Here is a 16018-nt window from a genome sequence, read left to right as displayed (position 1 = left end):
ACGTCAGTTGTTGACGCACTCGTTGCCGAACACGGGGTTCAGCAGGCCGGTGGCGTCGGTGGAGTTGCCGCAGACGTTGACCGGGTGGTGGATCGGGACCTGGACAACGTTGCCCGACAGCACACCCGGCGAGTGGGCGGCGACGCCGTGCGCGTCGGCGTCGGCGGAGGCGAGACCGGCACCGCCGGCGACCGCCGCGGCGGCGACGGTGGTAAGGACCAGGCCCTTCGCGATACGCGACATGGAGAGGTGCTCCTTGGGAGTTGACACGAATTTCCGGGCGGATGCCCGGCGCTGTGTCAACGCGTGACGCGCGGGCGGGTTGTGCCGCCAAAGGGGTGATCCGGCGACAGGCCGTACTCACCAATCCAACACACTTGTCCGGTTTAAACCGATTCATACGGACAGTGGCTAGAGTTGCGCACCTCCTGACGCACCCCTACGGCCAGCCGATCGCACTCTTCTCGCTCCCCGAGGTTGTTCGATCTCGGCACCGCTCCACGGCCCGGCGGTGACCAGCTGGCCTTCCGGCTCGTTCCCCAGCGGGACGCCCGAGCGCCACCCATGAGCGAGGAAACCGCGCAATGCACCTGCCAGCACCCGACCCCCGGCCCCGGGTCCTGCACATCACCCAGCCGGTGGACGGCGGGGTCGCCCGTGTCGTGACGGACCTGACGCAGGCCCAGCTCGCGGCCGGTCTGCACGTCTCGGTCGCCTGCCCCGCGAGCCGTCTCGCCGACGAACTGCGGTCGCTGGGCGCCGAGGTGCATCCCTGGCGAGCGACCCGTTCGCCGGGCCCGACACTCGTTCGAGAGGTACGCCGACTGGTGCGAGTGGTCGCGAGGGTGCGGCCCGATCTGGTGCACGCGCACAGTGCGAAGGCGGGGCTGGCCGGACGGCTCGCGGTGCGCGGGCGCGTCCCCACAGTGTTCCAGCCGCACGCCTGGTCGTTCGAGGCGGTCGACGGGGGCATGGCGGCGCTGGCGCTGCGCTGGGAGCGGTGGGGGGCACACTGGGCCTCCCGGGTGGTGTGTGTGAGCGAGGCGGAGCGCGCGACCGGCGCGCGCGCCGGGATCGCCGCCCAATGGGCCGTCGTGCCGAACGGCATCGATCCCGGACGTTTTCATCCCGCGGCCGTCGACGCCGTACGAGCCACGCTGCTCCCGGACGTCGATCCGGCGGCCCCGCTGGTGGTCTGTGTGGGACGGCTGTGCCGGCAGAAGGGGCAGGACGTCCTGCTCGACGCCTGGTACGCCGTGCAGGACCGGGTCCCCGAGGCCCGGCTGGTGCTGGTCGGCGAAGGGCCGGACCACGACGAACTCCGCTCCCGCGCACCCGAGTCGGTGGTCTTCGCCGGGGCCGTCCCGGACGCCGCGCCCTGGTACCAGGCCGCCGACCTGGTCGTGCTGCCCTCACGCTGGGAGGGCATGGCGCTTGCCCCGCTGGAGGCGATGGCCTGCGGACGCCCGGTGGTCCTGACGGACGTCGACGGAGCCCGCGAAATCCTGCCACCGGCCCTGAGGCCGACCCGCCGCCCCCTGAGGAATCCGGCGCACAGACCCCCTGCCTCCGCGCCCGGCCACCCCGGCTCGCGAGTCGGCCACCGCGGTCCGGCCACCGGAACCGTGGCGGGCGGCGCCGCCTCGGCACCCGGTCGCCCCGGCCCGGGAGCGGGCTCCAGGGATCCGTCCGCCGCCTCCGCGGCGGGCCGCCACAGCGCCCCCGCGACCGACACCGGGAACCCCACGGACGTCCCCACGCCCCGGTGCCTCGTCCTCCCGGGCGATCCAGGCGAACTCGCCGACGCCGTGTCCTCGTTGCTGCTCGATCCGTTGCTCCGAGAGTCGCTCGGGCATCTGGGGCGCCGACACGTCCTGTCCACGCACGACGTGCGGCACGCGGCCGAAGCGGTGGCGGGCGTGTACCGCGACCTGCTCGGCGACGTGCCCGCCGCTGCCGCCGTGCCCTCCGAGTCCAGGGAGTCCATCCACTCGTGACCGCGGAAAGTACCGTCCCCTCGCCCGGCGGGCAGCCACGAGATCCCGGATTCTCGCCCGTCTCGGTCATGCCCACGCGCACCGCCGCGGCCGGCTTCCGGTTCCCGGCCAGCCGCCCTCCGGCGCGCCCCGCCTCCCCGGTGCCGCTGCTCGCCGCCGACGTCACCGCCGCCGTCCTCGGCGCCGTGGCGTTCGCGGGCGTCGAGCAGGGCCCCCTGCTGCTGGCCCTCCTGGTCGCCACGTCGGTGCTGCTGCGCCCGCATCCCCCGCAGCACGCACCCGGCGTCCTCGACGAACTCCCCGTCGTCTGCGGCCGGATCGCCGTGACCTGGGCAGCGCTCGCCGCGCTCGTCGCGGCGTACGCCCTGACGCACGCGCTGTCCGCCCGCACCCTGCTGCTGGGCTTCCTGCTCCAGTCAACGGCGGACTGCGCGGGCCGCGGCCTGGTGCACTGGCGCCGGCGCACCGCCCTGCTCGGCGGCCCCCGCACCGCCCTGGTCATCGGCCCGGCGGCGACCGCCCAGCGCGTCGCCGCCGCCGTCCTGCGGCACCCCCGCTGCGGGGTGTTCCCGGTCGGGATCGTCGCCGAACGCCCCGAGGGCAGCGACGGGCTGCCGGTGCTGACGACCGGTCAGGAGGTGCAGCGGGCGCTCATCCAGAACGGCGTGCGGGACGTGCTCGCCATCCATCCCTCGGTACGGACCCAGCAGGGACCGCTGCTGCGCGCGCTCGCCGAGTCCGGGTGCACGGTGTGGGAGGTCGACGCGGACTTCCCGTCGTACGCGACCCGGGACCAGCTCGCCGGATTCTCCTGCCGCCGCCTCGACATGGGATATGGGCCGCGGCGCGGGAGCGCAGGCAAGCGGCTGCTGGACGTGCTGGTCTCCGGGACGCTGCTGCTGCTGGTCAGCCCGGTGCTGCTGGTGTGCGCGGTGGTGCTACGGGTCAGCGACGGGCCGGGGGTGGTCTTCCGGCAGGAGCGCATCGGCAAGGACGGCCGCCCCTTCACGCTACTGAAGTTCCGCACCCACCGCCCGGTCGACGAACACGAGTCCGCGACCCGCTGGAGCGTGGCCGACGAGGACCGCATGTCCTGGTTCTGCCGCTTCCTTCGCCGCAGTTCCCTCGACGAGTTGCTCCAGCTGTGGAACGTCCTCTGGGGCGACATGAGCCTGGTCGGCCCGCGCCCCGAACGCCCGTACTTCGTTGCCCAGTTCAGCCAGCACTATCCGGGCTACGCGGCCCGCCACCGCATGCGGACCGGGATCACCGGGCTCGCCCAGGTCAACGGCCTGCGCGGCGACACCTCCATCGAGGACCGGGCGCGCTTCGACAACGCGTACATCGACAACTGGTCGCTGTGGCAGGACATCTGCATCCTGCTGCGCACCGCGGCCACACTCGTACGGCCGACGGGGAGCTGAGCGACGCCCATGAGCCATGCCCTGCCCCTGGCCCGCGTCCGCGAGTGGCCGCCGGTCCTGCCCGTGCTCGCCGTGCTCGTCCTGCTCGGTCTGCCGCTCACGCCTACCGGTGAGAGCGGCGCGGGCCCCGCCGACGCGCTCTCCGCTGTCGTGGTGCTGTACTGCGCCATCCGTGTCGTGCGGGACCGCCGGCGCCCCCTGTCCCGTACGGCCGCCGTAGTGCTGGGCCTTCCGGTGCTGGGGCTTGCGGTCGCCGCGACGGGGGCGTCCTCGCCGGGCGCCGGGATCACCGGTCTCGGCCGCTACCTCCAGATCTTCGTCCTGGTGCCCGCCGCCGTGCTCCTGCTGATCCGCGGCCGCCGTGACTTCCGACTGCTGGCCTGGTCGTTCGTGGGACTGGCGGTGTGCCAGGGCGCCATCGGGGTCCACCAGTACGTCACCGGGACCGGTGCCTCGTACCAGGGCGAGGACGTCCGCGCGGTGGGCACCTTCGGGCCGACGGACGTGATGGGCATGGCGACGGTCGTGTCCTTCGGTCTGGTGTGCGCGCTGGGTCTGGCGCTGGGCCGGGCCTCGGTACGGCAGCGGACCGTCGCCGCGTGCTGCGCGCTGGCGCTGTTCCTCCCGCTCGCGCTGTCCTTCAGCCGCGGGGCATGGATCGCGACGGCGGCCACCTGCGCGGTGCAGCTGGTGCTCGCGGGGGTGCGGCGGGCGTTGAAGGTGGCGGCCGCCGCGGTCGCGGCCGGGGTGATCCTGGTCGGCGGCTTCGGGGTCGGTTCGGCGATGCTGCAGGAGCGGATCGCCAGCATCACGCGGGTCACCGACGCGCCGGACCAGTCCGTGACCGACCGGTACACGATGTGGGCGGCGGCCGTCGGCATGTGGCGCGAACAGCCGCTGACCGGCGTGGGGCTGAAGGGGTTCCCGGAGCACCGGGACAGTCACGCCTCGCTGGCCCTGTCCTCGGGCAGCGACACGGAGGGCGCGGGCGCGGCGTACCTCAAGCAGCCGCTGCTGTCCCCGCACAACATGTACCTGCTGGTGCTGGCCGAGCAGGGCCTCGTCGGGGCGCTCGCCCTGACCGGCGGCTGGCTGGCCCTGCTGGTGTGCGGTCTGCGCGGGCTGTGGCGGGCGCGGGTGCCGGGCACGGGGCTGGACTGCGCCCTGATCGGGACGGGTCTGCTGGTCTGGCAGCTCATCGACTTCGCGTACGCGGACATCGGCGGCCCGTCGACGGTCCTGACGGCGGTGGTCTTCGGGGCGGTGGCCTGGTGGGCGCTGGTCGGGGCCGACGAGACCGGGCTCCGGGCCAGGCGGGCACGGGGAGCGGTCGAGCGGACCCGCGGCGGCGCCGAGGAGGCCACGTCACGATGACGGTGACACCCCCGGGCACCCCCCGAATCACCCACGCCACCGGCCCCGTACCGCACCCCGCGACACCGCCGAACCCGGCGGGGGTGCCGGCGGCCCGCTCCTTCGGGGACGCATCGCAAGTCCCATCAGTGCCGACTCCGACGGACCCGTGCGGTGCCCAGGACCCCACGGACGCATGGTCCTCGGGAAGCGCCCCGCACATCGTTGCCGGAGGCACGCGCGCCACCGCAACCCCCCGACCCTCCCCGATCCCCTCCGCCCCCCGCCCCGGCGACGACCGGGAGCCGGCCGGCGGTACTGGTGACCCCGCCGCGACCGACGCCCCCGACGCGTCCTCCCCCTCCGGGCGGTTTCTCGCCAAGGCCGCTCTCGTCACCGCCGGGCTGTCCATCGCCGGGGCCCTGCTGGGGCTGGTGCGGGACCAGGCGCTGGCCCGGCTGTTCGGGGCCGGGAGTGAGACGGACGCCTTCCTGGTGGCGTGGACTGTGCCGGAGTTCGCGGCGACCCTGCTGATCGAGGACGGGCTCGCGTTCGCGCTGATCCCGGCGTTCAGCGCGGCGCTGGCCCGGCGCGCGCAAGGAGTTCCCGGTGACCCCGTCCGAGCGCTGGTCGGCGCCACCCTGCCGCGCCTCACACTGGGCTTCGTCGCCACGGCCGTTCTGCTCATCGTTACCGCACCGCAGCTGGTCGAGGCCCTCGCCCCGGGCCTGCCGCATCCCGCGCTCGCCGTCGACTGCACCCGGCTGACGGCGACCTGCGTGCTTAGCTTCGGACTGGCCGGCTACTGCAGCGCGGCCCTGCGCGCCCACCGCCGCTTCCTCGCCCCCGCCGCGATCTACGTCGCCTACAACATCGGCATCATCACCGGGATGTTCGCCCTCGGCGGCCGCTGGGGCGTGCGGTCGGCGGCGGTGGGCGTCGCGGTGGGCGGGTGCCTGATGGTCACCGTACAACTGCCCTTCATGTGGCGACAGTTGCGCAGGCGGGCGGAGACGGTGGCCGCCTCCGCCCCCGACCGAGCGCGGCCCATGGAGTTCGCCCTCGTCGCCACCGTCCTGCTCTTCGCCCTGTGTCGGCAGTCGCAGGTGCTCATCGAGAGGTTCCTCGCCTCCCACCTCCCAGCCGGCGCCATCTCGCACCTGAACTACGCGCAGAAGGTCGCCCAGATGCCGATGGTGCTGTCGCTGATGCTGTGCACCGTCACCTTCCCTGTGGTGGCCCGCGCCCTGGCCGAGGGCGACACCGAACAGGCCCGGGTCAGGGTGGAGCGGGACCTGTCGCTGGCCGCGTGCATCGTGCTCCTGGGCACGGCGGTCGTGATCGCCTGCGCCCCGCAGATCGTCGAACTCCTCTTCCAGCGCGGCGCGTTCACCCCGAGGGACTCGGCGGCGACGGCGGGCGCCATGCGCGTGTACGCCCTCGGGCTGCTCGGGCAGACCCTGGTCGGCGTCCTCGTCCGCTCCTACTTCTCCGCGGGCCGCCCCACCTGGTACCCGGTCTGCGCGATGACCGCCGGCATCGTCGTGACGGCCTGGATCGGCGCCTTCACGGTGCTGCCGTGGGGGGTCGACGGCATCGCGACCGCCAATGCCGCCGGCATCACCGTCACCGCAGCCCTGCTGCTGGCCGGCATGGGCCGCGGCGGCATCCCGATCCCCACCCGCCGGGTGCTGGCGGAGCTGACCAAGCCGCTGCGCGCGGCGGTGGTGGCGACGGCGGCGGGAGCCTTCGTCGCGCACCACGTCGCCGCCCCTGTGCCCGCCCTCGCCGCGGGCTGCCTCACCGCCACCACGGTCTTCCTCCTGCTCGGCCTGGCTCTCGGCGCCCGGGGCCTCGACCCCGCGCTGCACTCCGTACGCACCCTCACACGAAGGCTCTCGCATGGCCGTTGACTCCCAAGACACCGGCAGACGACTCACCCCGGGCCCGGTTCCGTGGGTGGCGATGTACCACTCGGTGGCCGAATTCGAGGACGACCCGTACCGCATCACGGTCACGCCCGAGCGGCTGGAGACCCAGCTGCGGTGGTTCAACCGGCGGGGCCTGCGGGCCGTCTCCGTGGCCGAACTGCTCGCCGCGCGCGCCCGTGGCGAGGGCCGGGACCTGATCGCGCTGACCTTCGACGACGGGTATGCGGACTTCATCGACCACGCCCTTCCCGTCATGGACCGTTGGGAGTGCCGCGCCACCCTCTTCGTCCTGCCGGGCCGGCTCGGCGGCAGCAACGCCTGGGACCCCCGGGGCCCGCGCAAGGCGCTGCTCACCGCCGACGGCATCCGGCACGCGGCCGCCGAGGGCGTCGAGATCGGCTCGCACGGCCTCACCCACCTCGACCTGACGAAGGCGGACGACGAGACGCTGAGGGCCGAGGTCTTCGAAAGCCGGGCTGCGCTGGAGGAGTTGTTGGGCGGCCCGGTCGCCGGGTTCTGCTATCCGTACGGGACGATCGACCGGCGGGTCGTCGGTGCCGTCCGGGACGCCGGCTACGCGTACGCCTGTGCCATCGATCCCGGCCCGTTGACCGGCCCGCACGCCCTCCCCCGCGTCCATGTCGGGCAGAACGACCACGCCGTGCGCCTCTTCCTCAAGCACCGGCTGCACCGGCTGCGGCGCCGCCCCGTCGAGGAGTCGCGATGAAAGCGCTGCAGGTGATCACGGGCCTCGGGGTGGGCGGCGCCGAGCAGCAACTGCGGCTGCTGGTGCGGCATCTGCCCGTCGACTGCGATGTCGTCACGCTCACCAACCCGGGTGCGGTGGCCGAGGGTCTGACCGCCGACGGGGTGCGCGTCACCCACCTCGGCATGGCCGGCAACCGCGACCTGGCCGCGCTGCCCCGGTTGGTGCGGCTCATCCGCTCGGGCGGCTACGACCTCGTCCACACCCACCTCTACCGCGCCTGCGTCTACGGCCGGCTGGCCGCGCGTCTCGCTGGGGTTCGGGCGATCGTCGCCACCGAACACTCCCTGGGCGACTCGCAGATGGAGGGCCGGCGGCTGTCGCGCGGGGTGCGTTCCCTGTACCTGGCCAGCGAGCGGCTGGGCCGTTCGACCGTCGCCGTCTCCCCCACGGTCGCCGAGCGCCTGCGCCGCTGGGGCGTCCCGGCCCCCCGGATCGTGGTCGTCCCCAACGGCATCGACCTGGCCCGCTTCCGCTTCGACCCCGACCGGCACCGTCAGACGCGCCGCCGCCTCGGCCTGCCCGAGGACGCCTACGTCATCGGCGGCATCGGACGCCTGGCCCCCGGCAAACGCTTCGACGTCCTCGTCCACGCCCTCGCCCGGCTCCCCCGGGACCACTGGCTGTTGCTGGTCGGCGGGGGCGGCGAGGAGAACGTCCTGCGCCGCACCGCGCACGAGGCCGGTGTCGCCGACCGGGTCCTGTTCACCGGCGAACGCCCCTATGCGCCCGACGGCACCCCGGGCCCCGACCTGCCCTCGCTCGCCTCCGCGATGGACGTGCTCGCCTCGCCGTCGCCGGAGGAGGCCTTCGGCCTGGCGATCGTCGAGGCCCTGGCCTCGGGACTGCCGGTGCTCTACGCCTCCTGCCCGGCGATCGAGGACCTGCCCCCTCAGCAGGCCGCCTCCGCGCGCCGAGTCCCGTGCGTTGTCGAGGAGTTCGCGGCCGCCGTGGCCGCGACCCGCGCGCGGGGCCCCGCTCCACGGACGGCCCCCGAGGCCGCCCGCCACTACTGCATCACCCGCAGCGCCGCCCAGCTCATGGGCGTGTACACGACCGCGGTGTCCCTGTCGTCGTCCCCGTCACTCCAGGGAGTCCCCTCGTCATGACCGAAACCCTCACCGCCCCCCGCCGCCCGGCCGTCGCCCGCGCCAGGACCCTGCCGCCGTGGACCCTGATCGCGGCCGGCGTCCTCGCCGGCGGCCTCCTCGGCGGCGGCTACGGCCTGGCGAAGCCGCCGACGTACACGGCCACCAGTTACGTCGTCGCCGTGCCGACCTCGAAGTCCGACCCTGCGTCCGCGCTGGGCTTCGCGCAGGCCTACGGCCGGGTCGCCACCCAGCTCGCGGTGCTCGGGGACGCACAGGTGTGGGCGGGCGTACCGGTGAGGACGCTGCAGTCCAGCGTGCAGGCGGCGACCTCGCCAGACGCGCCGATGGTCGCCATCACGGCCACCTCCTCCCAGCCCGACCTGGCCGCCGACATGGCCAACGCGGTCTCCCGCGCCCTGACCCAGCACTCCACGGACACCAGGAGCGAGACCAACGTCGAGCTCCAGCAGTTCGCCCGGGCCACCAAGCCGACCTCCCCGTCCTCTGCCTCCCCGGCGGCGATCGGTCTGATCGGCGCGAGCGCGGGCGGGCTGCTCGGCGGTCTGGTTCTGCTGGTCCGGCCCCGCCGCACCACTGACGGATCCGGGCCCGCCCTCTCCGTGCCGTCCCCCGCCGTCGCCGCCGAAGCCCACGGCCGGCTGTGACGTACACGACCGAACTCGTCACCGACGAGGCCGTCTTCGCCGGGCTCGGCCCGGACTGGGGGCGGCTGCACGGCCGGTGCGCCACCGCGACCCCCTTCCAGAGCCATGCCTGGCTGCACTCCTGGTGGCTGTCGTACGGCAGGCGCGGTCGGCTGCGCCTGCTGCTGGTGCGGGAAGGCGGCGAGCTCGTCGCCGCCGCGCCCCTGATGCGGGTGCGCCGGCCAGTGCCCGCGCTGGTGCCGCTCGGCGGGGCCATCTCGGACTACGGCGACGTCCTGCTGGACGACGGCCGCGGCAAGGAAGCGGTCGCCGCGCTCACCGAGGGCCTGTCCGTCTGCGCCCGCACCTCGCTGATCGACCTGCGCGAGGTGCGGCCGGGCGGGGCGGCCGAGCGCGTTTACGACCACTGGCAGGGCCCCCGGCGCCGGATGGCCGACTCGCTGTGCCTGGAGCTGCCCGCCGTACCCATGGACGAACTGGTGGCCCGGCTGCCGTCGCCGAAGGCCCAGCGCGTGCGCGCCAAGCTGCGTAAGCTTCACGCGCTCGGCGTCGAACGGTATGGGGTTGGGCCGGACGAGGTGGACAAGGCGCTGCGGCAGCTGATGGAGCTGCACGAACTGCAGTGGCAGGGGCGGAAGGTGACGTCCGAGCATCTGCGGGAGCGGTTCCGTGAGCATCTGGTGCGGGCGGTCGGGCCGATGGTGCGCTCGGGGGCCGCGGTCGTCACCGAATTCCGGCTCGACGACGACGTAGTGGCCGTCGATCTGACCCTGCTGTCCCCGCTGCTGGCGGGCGCCTATCTGTACGGCGCCCATCCGTGTCTGCGCGAACGCAAGGCGGACGTGGCGGTGATGCTGCTCGACGCGTGCACCTGGCACGCGCGCGGCACGCTGAGCCTGCTGCGCGGAGACGAGCCGTACAAGCACCACTGGCGCCCCGAACCCGCCGTCAACCAGCGGCTGTTGCTGGCCCAGCGGCGCACCGCCCCGCTGCTGGCCGCGGCCCTCTGCGACGTGGCCGCGCGGCAGCGGGGCAGGGAGGCCGTGCGGGCCGTGCGGAAGTGGAGGGAGCGCGGTGGCGGCGGGCCGTGAGACACCCGCCGCCTCCGGGTCACCGGCTGCGCGACCACCAGTCGAAGCGCAGGCACAGCTTCCCGCCGAGCCAGTACTCGACCCAGTCGCCGAGTTCGACGGGCGAGCAGTTGGCCGGGTGCGTCGGTGTCGGGACCGAGGTCGGCACCGGGGTCGGCTCGGTGGGCTGCGGGGTCGAGGTCGCCTCGTCGGTGCGGCCGAAGAGGACGGACCGGTAGACCGTGGACGACCGCGGGTTCTGCCCGCACCCGAAGACGCCGTGCGGGCAGTAGTCGGTGAGCGTGTTGTACAGCGGCTTGTGCTCGTCCATCCAGGCGAGCATCCGCTTCATGTACTCCGCGTTGTCGCCGTTGCGGAAGAGTCCCCATTCCGGATAGGAAATGGGCTTGCCGTGGGATCTGGCGAAGTCCACGTGTGCCTGCAGGCCGTAGGGCTCTTTCACCTGTTCGTCGAACGACAGTCCGGAGGGCTGGTCGTACGCATCCATGCCCATGATGTCGACCGTGTCGTCCCCCGGATAGCACTGCGTCCAGGGAATGGCGTCCCGGCCGCGGGTCGGTGCGAAATCGAACCGGAATTTCTGGCCCGGCACCGAGCGCATGGTGGTGACGATCCTGTTCCAGTACGTCTTCCAGGCCTCCGGGTCCGGCCCGCAGCGGGAGGTGTACGTGATGCCGTTCATCTCCCAGCCCAGCACGATCACCGTGTCGGGTACCTGCAGCTCCACCAGCCGCTCGGCCAGGGCCCTGAAGTGACGGTCGAACGCGCCGGCCGCGCCCAGCCGCAGCAGCCGGCCCACCCGCGCGTCGGAGACACCGTCCTCGTTGTGGTCGAGCATCGGCACGTTGAGGACGAGCATCCGGTCGGCCCGCTCGGTGCGCCAGTCCGCCCACACATCCAGGAAACCGGGGGCGCCCTCGATGTCGCTCCAGGTGTTGCCGGGCAGGTAGGTGTGGCCGACGCGCAGGTCGGCGCCGCCCAGCCAGGTGCTGAGGTCGGCCATACGGGCGATGCCACTGGCACCGGAGTCGAGGAAGGCGCCGAACGCGGGCGTATCCGGGCGGGGTTGCACGGCCGGTGGGGTGACGAGGGCCGACGGGCCGGTGACGGCGGGCGGTGTGGTGACAACGGCCGGAGGCGTCGCCGTCGACGGCGACGGGGTCGCGGAGAGCGCCGGCGTGGGAGAGGACGGATCGCCGACCCGCACCACCCCCGCGGCGAATCCGGTGCCCGAGGCCAGCACGGCGGACGCGGCCACGGTCGCCACTACGACGGCCAGCCCCCGGGACCTGGGACGTCGCTTCTTTCGGTCCATGCCCGCTCCTTTCTGAAATCCGATTTCTGAAGTCCGGTTACTGACACTCAGTCACATGAACAGGAATTACGCCACCGCCGTTACGGCCGACGAGTGAGAAGACATTCACGGCCGTGTCGCTGTTTGACATCCGCATCCCCACCGTTCTCCTGCGGATCGACCGGAATCCCTTTCATCACGGCACGCTCGGGGCCGTACGCTCGCTCGGCAGAGCGGGAGTCGAGGTGCATGTGGTCGCCGATTCGACGGGAAGTCCCGTTTCCCGATCGCGTTTTGTACGGCAGTTGCATCCCCCGCCGCCCGGTTCATCCGCGCGCGACATCGCCGTGTCGCTGCGCCGGGTGGCCGCCCGGGTCACCCGTCCGGCCGTCTGATCCCGATGGACGACGCGAGTGCCGTCGCAGTGAACCGGATGCGCGACGACCTCGCCCCCACCTATCTTCTCCCGGCGATGCCGGACGCGCTGCCCGAACTCGTCGCCGACAAGGCCGAACTGGCTGATCTGTGCGCCGCCCTGGGCGTCTCGCCCCCCTCGACGCTGGTGCCCGGACAGCCCCGCCCAGGCCGCCGGCGCCGCCTGGCGTCTGGGGCTGCCCGTGGTGGCGAAGTGGAGCCGCCCCTGGCTGGTGCCGACCGGGACCGGCCTGCGCAGCACGGTCCTGCTGCGCTCGGCGTCCCAGGCCCGTGAGCTGTACCTGCGTGCCGAGGAGGCGGGCAGCCGCCTGCTGTTGCAGGCCTTCCTGCCTCCGGGCCCCGAACGGGACTGGTTCTTCCACGGGTACGTCGACCGGACGGGCCGTGTCCACGGCGGTGGGGCCGACGTCAAGCTGCGGTCCTGGCCGCGTGACACGGGCCTGACGGCGGTGGGCCGCTGGGCCCCCAACCCCACGGCGCGGGCGGTCGCCGACCGCCTCACCGCGGAGCTCGGCTACCGGGGCATCCTCGACCTCGCCTTCCACCGCTGCGGCAGCACGGGCCGCTACCGCCTCCTGGACTTCAACCCCCGCCCGGGCGCCCAGTTCCGGCTCTTCGCCGACGCGGCCGGCCTGGACGTCGTACGCGCCCAGCACCCCTACGCGCCGCTCCGCGCGCTGCGGCCCGCGTCCCCCGGCCGGGAACACGCCTGGCACGCCCCCGACGACCGTGGCCCCGGGCGCGCCCTGTGGCCCCTGTGGACCCGCCATGTCGCCCACCGCCTCCGCGACCGCGTGGGCGGGCGCGCGTGCTGCACCAGGCGCCCTCCCCCTGTGACGTCCCCCCGACCGAACTGTCGGACGTGAGCGACCGGTCCGACGACGAGAAAGCGAGCAGTTGCTGATGTACGACCTGCTGGTGGTGGGCGCGGGCCCGTACGGCCTGTCCGTCGCGTCCCACGCCGCGGCCGCCGGACTGCACCCGCGCGTCTTCGGCAGGCCGATGGCCTCCTGGCGCGACCACATGCCGCGCGGCATGTTCCTCAAGTCGGAGCCCTGTTCCTCCGACCTCTCGGATCCGCGCGGCCGTCGGCGCCTCGACGTCTACTGCGCCGCCCAGGGGGTCTCGGCCCGGCACGGGGAACCGGTCCCGGTGGAGATGTTCGCCGACTACGGCCTGTGGTTCGCCCGGCAAGCGGTACCGGAGGTCGACTAGCGCACGGTGACCCGGGTGGCCCCCTGCCCCGGCGGTTTCGAGGCGGTCACGGACGACGGCCAGGTGCTGCTCGCCCGCACGGTGGCGCTGGCGGTGGGGGTGATGCCGTTCGTGGAGATCCCGGCCGCCCTGCGGGGACTCGACGCGTCGCTGGTCTCGCACAGCAGCCACCACAGCGACCTGATCCGCTTCCACGGCAAGGACGTCACCGTGATCGGTGCCGGCCAGGCGGCCCTGGAGACGGCGGCCCTGCTGGCCGCACAGGGCACCCGCGTACGGGTGTTGGCACGCGCCGCACGCTTGTGCTGGAACGACGCGCCGCCGCCGTGGGAGCGCCCCTGGTGGCAGTCGGCCCGCTCGCCGCACAGCGGCCTGGGTCCCGGATGGCGCAACTGGTTCTACTCCGAACGCCCCGGCGTCTTCCGCCGTCTGCCGGAGCGGACGCGGGCCCGGATCACGGCCTCCGCCCTGGGGCCGGCGGGCTCCTGGTGGGTACGGGACCGGGTCGAGCGGGCCGTCGAGGTCCTGCTCGCCCACGAGGTCACCTCGGCGCGGGCGGTGCCGGGCGGGGTGCGTCTGGAGGTCCTCAGCCGGGCGAACGGCTCGCATGCTCCGCTGCGTTCGGTCGAGACCGAGCACGTGGTCGCCGCCACCGGTTTCACTGCCTCGCTCGACCGGCTGACCCTGCTCTGCGTCGACCTGCGCGACAGTCTGGGCACGATGATCGACGGCTCCCCGGAGGTCGGGCGGGACTTCGAGTCGTCGTACCCCGGCCTGTTCCTGGCGGGTCTGGTCACGGCCTCGGGATTCGGCCCGGCGATGCGGTTCGTGCACGGGGCGACCTACACGGCGGGCGCGTCGGTGCGGGGGGTGCAGCGCCATCTGCGGGTCCGCCAGCTCAGCGGGGCGATCCCGGCGCCCGGACGGCCCTCCCCGAGCGAGAGCCCGACGCGGGCGTACCGGTGATCGCCCTTCCCCGCACGGGCGCGGGTGCCGGACGAGAACCCGTCCGGCACCCGGTGCGATCCCCTCGGCCCTACCGCCGGGACGCGGCTCGGCCCCGTCGGTACAGCACGGCCCCGGCCACGATCATCGCGGCGCTCGCACCGGAGGCGGCGAGCATGGCCTCACTGTTGCTGCCGGTGTGGGGCAACTGGGGCGGCTGGGTGTGATGGCCGCCGCCGTGCGGAGGCGGCGTGCTCTCATCGCCACCGTAGGGGGGCGGCGTACTCTCATCGCCGCCGTAGGGGGGCGGCGTACTCTCATCGCCACCGTAGGGGGGCGGCGTACTCTCATCGCCACCGTAAGGGGGCGGCGTACTCTCATCGCCACCGTAGGGGGGCGGCGTACTCTCATCGCCACCGTAAGGGGGCGGCGTACTCTCATCGCCGCCATGGTCGCAGGGCGGGGTGTGGTCCCTTCCACCATGGGGCGGGGGCGTGGTCTCGCCGTACGCAGGCGGGGTGTGGTCCCCTCCATCATGAGGCGGAGGCGTGGTCTCGCCGTACGCAGGCGGGGTGTGGTCCCCTCCATCATGAGGCGGAGGCGTGGTCTCGCCGGACAGAGGCGGGGTGTGGTCTCCCCCGGCGTTGGGCGACGGAGATTGGTGCCCGCCATCGGGCGGTGGCGTGTGGTCGCCGTGTCCGGGAGGCGGCGTGTTGTCGACATGCCCGGGTGGCTGGGTGTGGTCGCCGTGTCCGCCACCGTGGCCGACGTAACCGGTGTCACCGTGCCCCGTGTCGCCGTAGCCGGAGTCCTCGTCGCCGTACCCCGTGTCGTCGCCGTAGGATTCGTGCGAACTCTGGTGTTCGCGGTGCTTGAGGGAACCCGAGTCGCTCGCACACTGGTTGCCGAACGCCGGGGCGAGTCCGGCGGCCGCGTTGACGGAGTTGCCGCAGGCGTTCACCGGCACCTCGACGGGGACTTCGACATGGTTGCCGGACACGACGCCCGGCGAGCCCTTGACGGCCCCACCCGCCTGCGAGTCGGCGAGGGCGGGGCTGCTGTACAGGGACAGGATGCTCGTCGCGGCGGCGGCCGCGACCATTCCCTTGCTCAGGGTCTGTCGCACTCTCGTTGTCTTCCTGCTGGGAGAAGTGGGAAAAGCCGGCCCTGGAACGGGGAGAAGACGTCCAAGGCCGGCCACGACACAGCCGCAGCGGCTCGTGCGTTGAGCGTTACGTCGTCAGTCGTTGCTGCAACGGTTACCGATCACGGGGCTCAGCAGAGCGGTGACGTCGGTCGCGTTGCCGCACTCGTTGAGCGGAGCGTCGATGGGGAACTGGATCACGTTGCCCGAGAGGAACCCTGGGGAACCGATCGCTACACCCTCGGCCTCGGCGTCCGCGAAAGCCGGGGCGGCCGTACCGAGAGCCATGATCACACCCGCGACGACAGCGGCGGTCTTCTTCATGAGCTTCCCTTCTCTGTGGTCATGTCCTGGTGACGGCCGAAACCGAGCGAGCACAGCCTCAACGGCTCGCACCATGACCTACAGGCTGCACAACGAGGGATAGACAGCCGGAGAAACCAAGGAACCCGCGCCGCAGGATAATTCACTCGAACGCCTCGTGTTGAATCTTCGATTTCCCCCGGGAGGAGTAAGAAACGCTTCCCCCAGCGGTGGCGGAAATCTGAAAAGCGGTCCGGGGTGGCTCGCCCGAAAGGGTTGGCTGCCCGATCCGCTTTCGCCGATCCGCCAGCTGGGTGGTTCGCTTGCCCGCGGCCGGCCATCGCGCAGGCCGCCGGTGAGCCGC

Annotated in this window: 12 protein-coding genes and 2 pseudogenes; 10 read left to right on the top strand and 4 right to left on the bottom strand. The window is 73.2% G+C overall.

The annotated features are described in order from the left end of the window. Positions 1–3: 3 nt before the first annotated feature. Entirely contained in the window at positions 4–243 is a 240-nt protein-coding gene (locus RKD20_RS28525) for a chaplin (RefSeq protein ID WP_424880204.1), read from the bottom strand. A 341-nt stretch (positions 244–584) separates the two neighbouring features. Between RKD20_RS28525 and RKD20_RS28520 the strand changes: the two genes are divergently transcribed. From RKD20_RS28520 to RKD20_RS28485, 8 genes are read left to right on the top strand one after another with little or no spacing between them, the layout of a single operon-like run. Then, positions 585–1997 (top strand): glycosyltransferase, encoded by a 1413-nt coding sequence (locus RKD20_RS28520; RefSeq protein WP_424880203.1) that lies wholly within the window; start codon positions 585–587, stop codon positions 1995–1997. Next, positions 1994–3421: an exopolysaccharide biosynthesis polyprenyl glycosylphosphotransferase gene (locus RKD20_RS28515; RefSeq protein ID WP_424880202.1), complete on the top strand. Its 1428-nt coding sequence runs from the start codon at positions 1994–1996 to the stop codon at positions 3419–3421. Before RKD20_RS28520 ends, RKD20_RS28515 begins: the two co-directional genes overlap by 4 nt. 9 nt (positions 3422–3430) lie before the next feature. Continuing rightward, the gene (locus RKD20_RS28510) at positions 3431–4795 is read left to right on the top strand and encodes an O-antigen ligase family protein (protein ID WP_424880201.1); all 1365 of its coding nucleotides are present in this window, start codon (positions 3431–3433) and stop codon (positions 4793–4795) included. Next, positions 4792–6687, top strand: a complete 1896-nt coding sequence (locus RKD20_RS28505) for a lipid II flippase MurJ (RefSeq protein WP_424880200.1) — start codon at positions 4792–4794, stop codon at positions 6685–6687. The genes RKD20_RS28510 and RKD20_RS28505 overlap by 4 nt, the downstream gene beginning before the upstream one ends. Then, on the top strand, positions 6677–7432 hold the full coding sequence (locus RKD20_RS28500; RefSeq protein ID WP_424880199.1) for a polysaccharide deacetylase family protein: 756 nt from the start codon (positions 6677–6679) through the stop codon (positions 7430–7432). The genes RKD20_RS28505 and RKD20_RS28500 overlap by 11 nt, the downstream gene beginning before the upstream one ends. Next, entirely contained in the window at positions 7429–8580 is a 1152-nt protein-coding gene (locus tag RKD20_RS28495; RefSeq protein ID WP_424880198.1) for a glycosyltransferase, read from the top strand. The genes RKD20_RS28500 and RKD20_RS28495 overlap by 4 nt, the downstream gene beginning before the upstream one ends. Next, on the top strand, positions 8577–9227 hold the full coding sequence (locus RKD20_RS28490) for a lipopolysaccharide biosynthesis protein (RefSeq protein WP_424880197.1): 651 nt from the start codon (positions 8577–8579) through the stop codon (positions 9225–9227). Before RKD20_RS28495 ends, RKD20_RS28490 begins: the two co-directional genes overlap by 4 nt. Beyond that, entirely contained in the window at positions 9224–10318 is a 1095-nt protein-coding gene (locus tag RKD20_RS28485) for a GNAT family N-acetyltransferase (RefSeq protein WP_424880196.1), read from the top strand. Before RKD20_RS28490 ends, RKD20_RS28485 begins: the two co-directional genes overlap by 4 nt. A 19-nt stretch (positions 10319–10337) precedes the next feature. On the opposite strand, the gene RKD20_RS28480 is transcribed toward RKD20_RS28485, so the two are convergent. Then, positions 10338–11633 (bottom strand): glycoside hydrolase family 26 protein, encoded by a 1296-nt coding sequence (locus RKD20_RS28480; RefSeq protein WP_424880195.1) that lies wholly within the window; start codon positions 11631–11633, stop codon positions 10338–10340. Between the two features lie 113 nt (positions 11634–11746). Here RKD20_RS28480 and RKD20_RS28475 point away from each other — a divergent pair. Together RKD20_RS28475 and RKD20_RS28470 are read left to right on the top strand one after the other, a co-directional pair. Continuing rightward, a pseudogene (locus RKD20_RS28475) lies at positions 11747–12951 on the top strand (ATP-grasp domain-containing protein). Then, positions 12951–14228, top strand: a pseudogene (locus RKD20_RS28470) (NAD(P)-binding domain-containing protein). The pseudogenes RKD20_RS28475 and RKD20_RS28470 overlap by 1 nt, the downstream one beginning before the upstream one ends. A 70-nt stretch (positions 14229–14298) precedes the next feature. Here the strand turns inward: RKD20_RS28470 and RKD20_RS28465 are convergent. Both RKD20_RS28465 and RKD20_RS28460 read right to left on the bottom strand, forming a co-directional pair. Further along, a complete protein-coding gene (locus RKD20_RS28465; protein WP_424883344.1) occupies positions 14299–15309 on the bottom strand; it encodes a chaplin family protein in 1011 nt (336 codons plus the stop codon). Positions 15310–15447: 138 nt separating this feature from the next. Beyond that, entirely contained in the window at positions 15448–15675 is a 228-nt protein-coding gene (locus tag RKD20_RS28460) for a chaplin (RefSeq protein ID WP_424880194.1), read from the bottom strand. Between the last annotated feature and the right edge of the window lie 343 nt (positions 15676–16018).

This window comes from Streptomyces sp. SLBN-8D4 (assembly GCF_049739545.1).
GTDB lineage: Bacteria > Actinomycetota > Actinomycetes > Streptomycetales > Streptomycetaceae > Streptomyces > Streptomyces canus_C.
The sequence above is the reverse complement of the archived record's forward strand: the minus strand, read 5'-3'. Positions and strand labels throughout refer to the sequence as shown.

What these genes read in the sequence shown, in the direction of transcription:
- RKD20_RS28460 (WP_424880194.1), bottom strand. Translation starts at nt 15,675, where the DNA reads ATGAAGAAGACCGCCGCTGTCGTCGCGGGTGTGATCATGGCTCTCGGT.
- RKD20_RS28510 (WP_424880201.1), top strand. Translation starts at nt 3,431, where the DNA reads ATGAGCCATGCCCTGCCCCTGGCCCGCGTCCGCGAGTGGCCGCCGGTC.
- RKD20_RS28505 (WP_424880200.1), top strand. Translation starts at nt 4,792, where the DNA reads ATGACGGTGACACCCCCGGGCACCCCCCGAATCACCCACGCCACCGGC.
- RKD20_RS28490 (WP_424880197.1), top strand. Translation starts at nt 8,577, where the DNA reads ATGACCGAAACCCTCACCGCCCCCCGCCGCCCGGCCGTCGCCCGCGCC.
- RKD20_RS28480 (WP_424880195.1), bottom strand. Translation starts at nt 11,633, where the DNA reads ATGGACCGAAAGAAGCGACGTCCCAGGTCCCGGGGGCTGGCCGTCGTA.
- RKD20_RS28495 (WP_424880198.1), top strand. Translation starts at nt 7,429, where the DNA reads ATGAAAGCGCTGCAGGTGATCACGGGCCTCGGGGTGGGCGGCGCCGAG.
- RKD20_RS28520 (WP_424880203.1), top strand. Translation starts at nt 585, where the DNA reads ATGCACCTGCCAGCACCCGACCCCCGGCCCCGGGTCCTGCACATCACC.
- RKD20_RS28465 (WP_424883344.1), bottom strand. Translation starts at nt 15,309, where the DNA reads ATGGTCGCGGCCGCCGCCGCGACGAGCATCCTGTCCCTGTACAGCAGC.
- RKD20_RS28525 (WP_424880204.1), bottom strand. Translation starts at nt 243, where the DNA reads ATGTCGCGTATCGCGAAGGGCCTGGTCCTTACCACCGTCGCCGCCGCG.
- RKD20_RS28500 (WP_424880199.1), top strand. Translation starts at nt 6,677, where the DNA reads ATGGCCGTTGACTCCCAAGACACCGGCAGACGACTCACCCCGGGCCCG.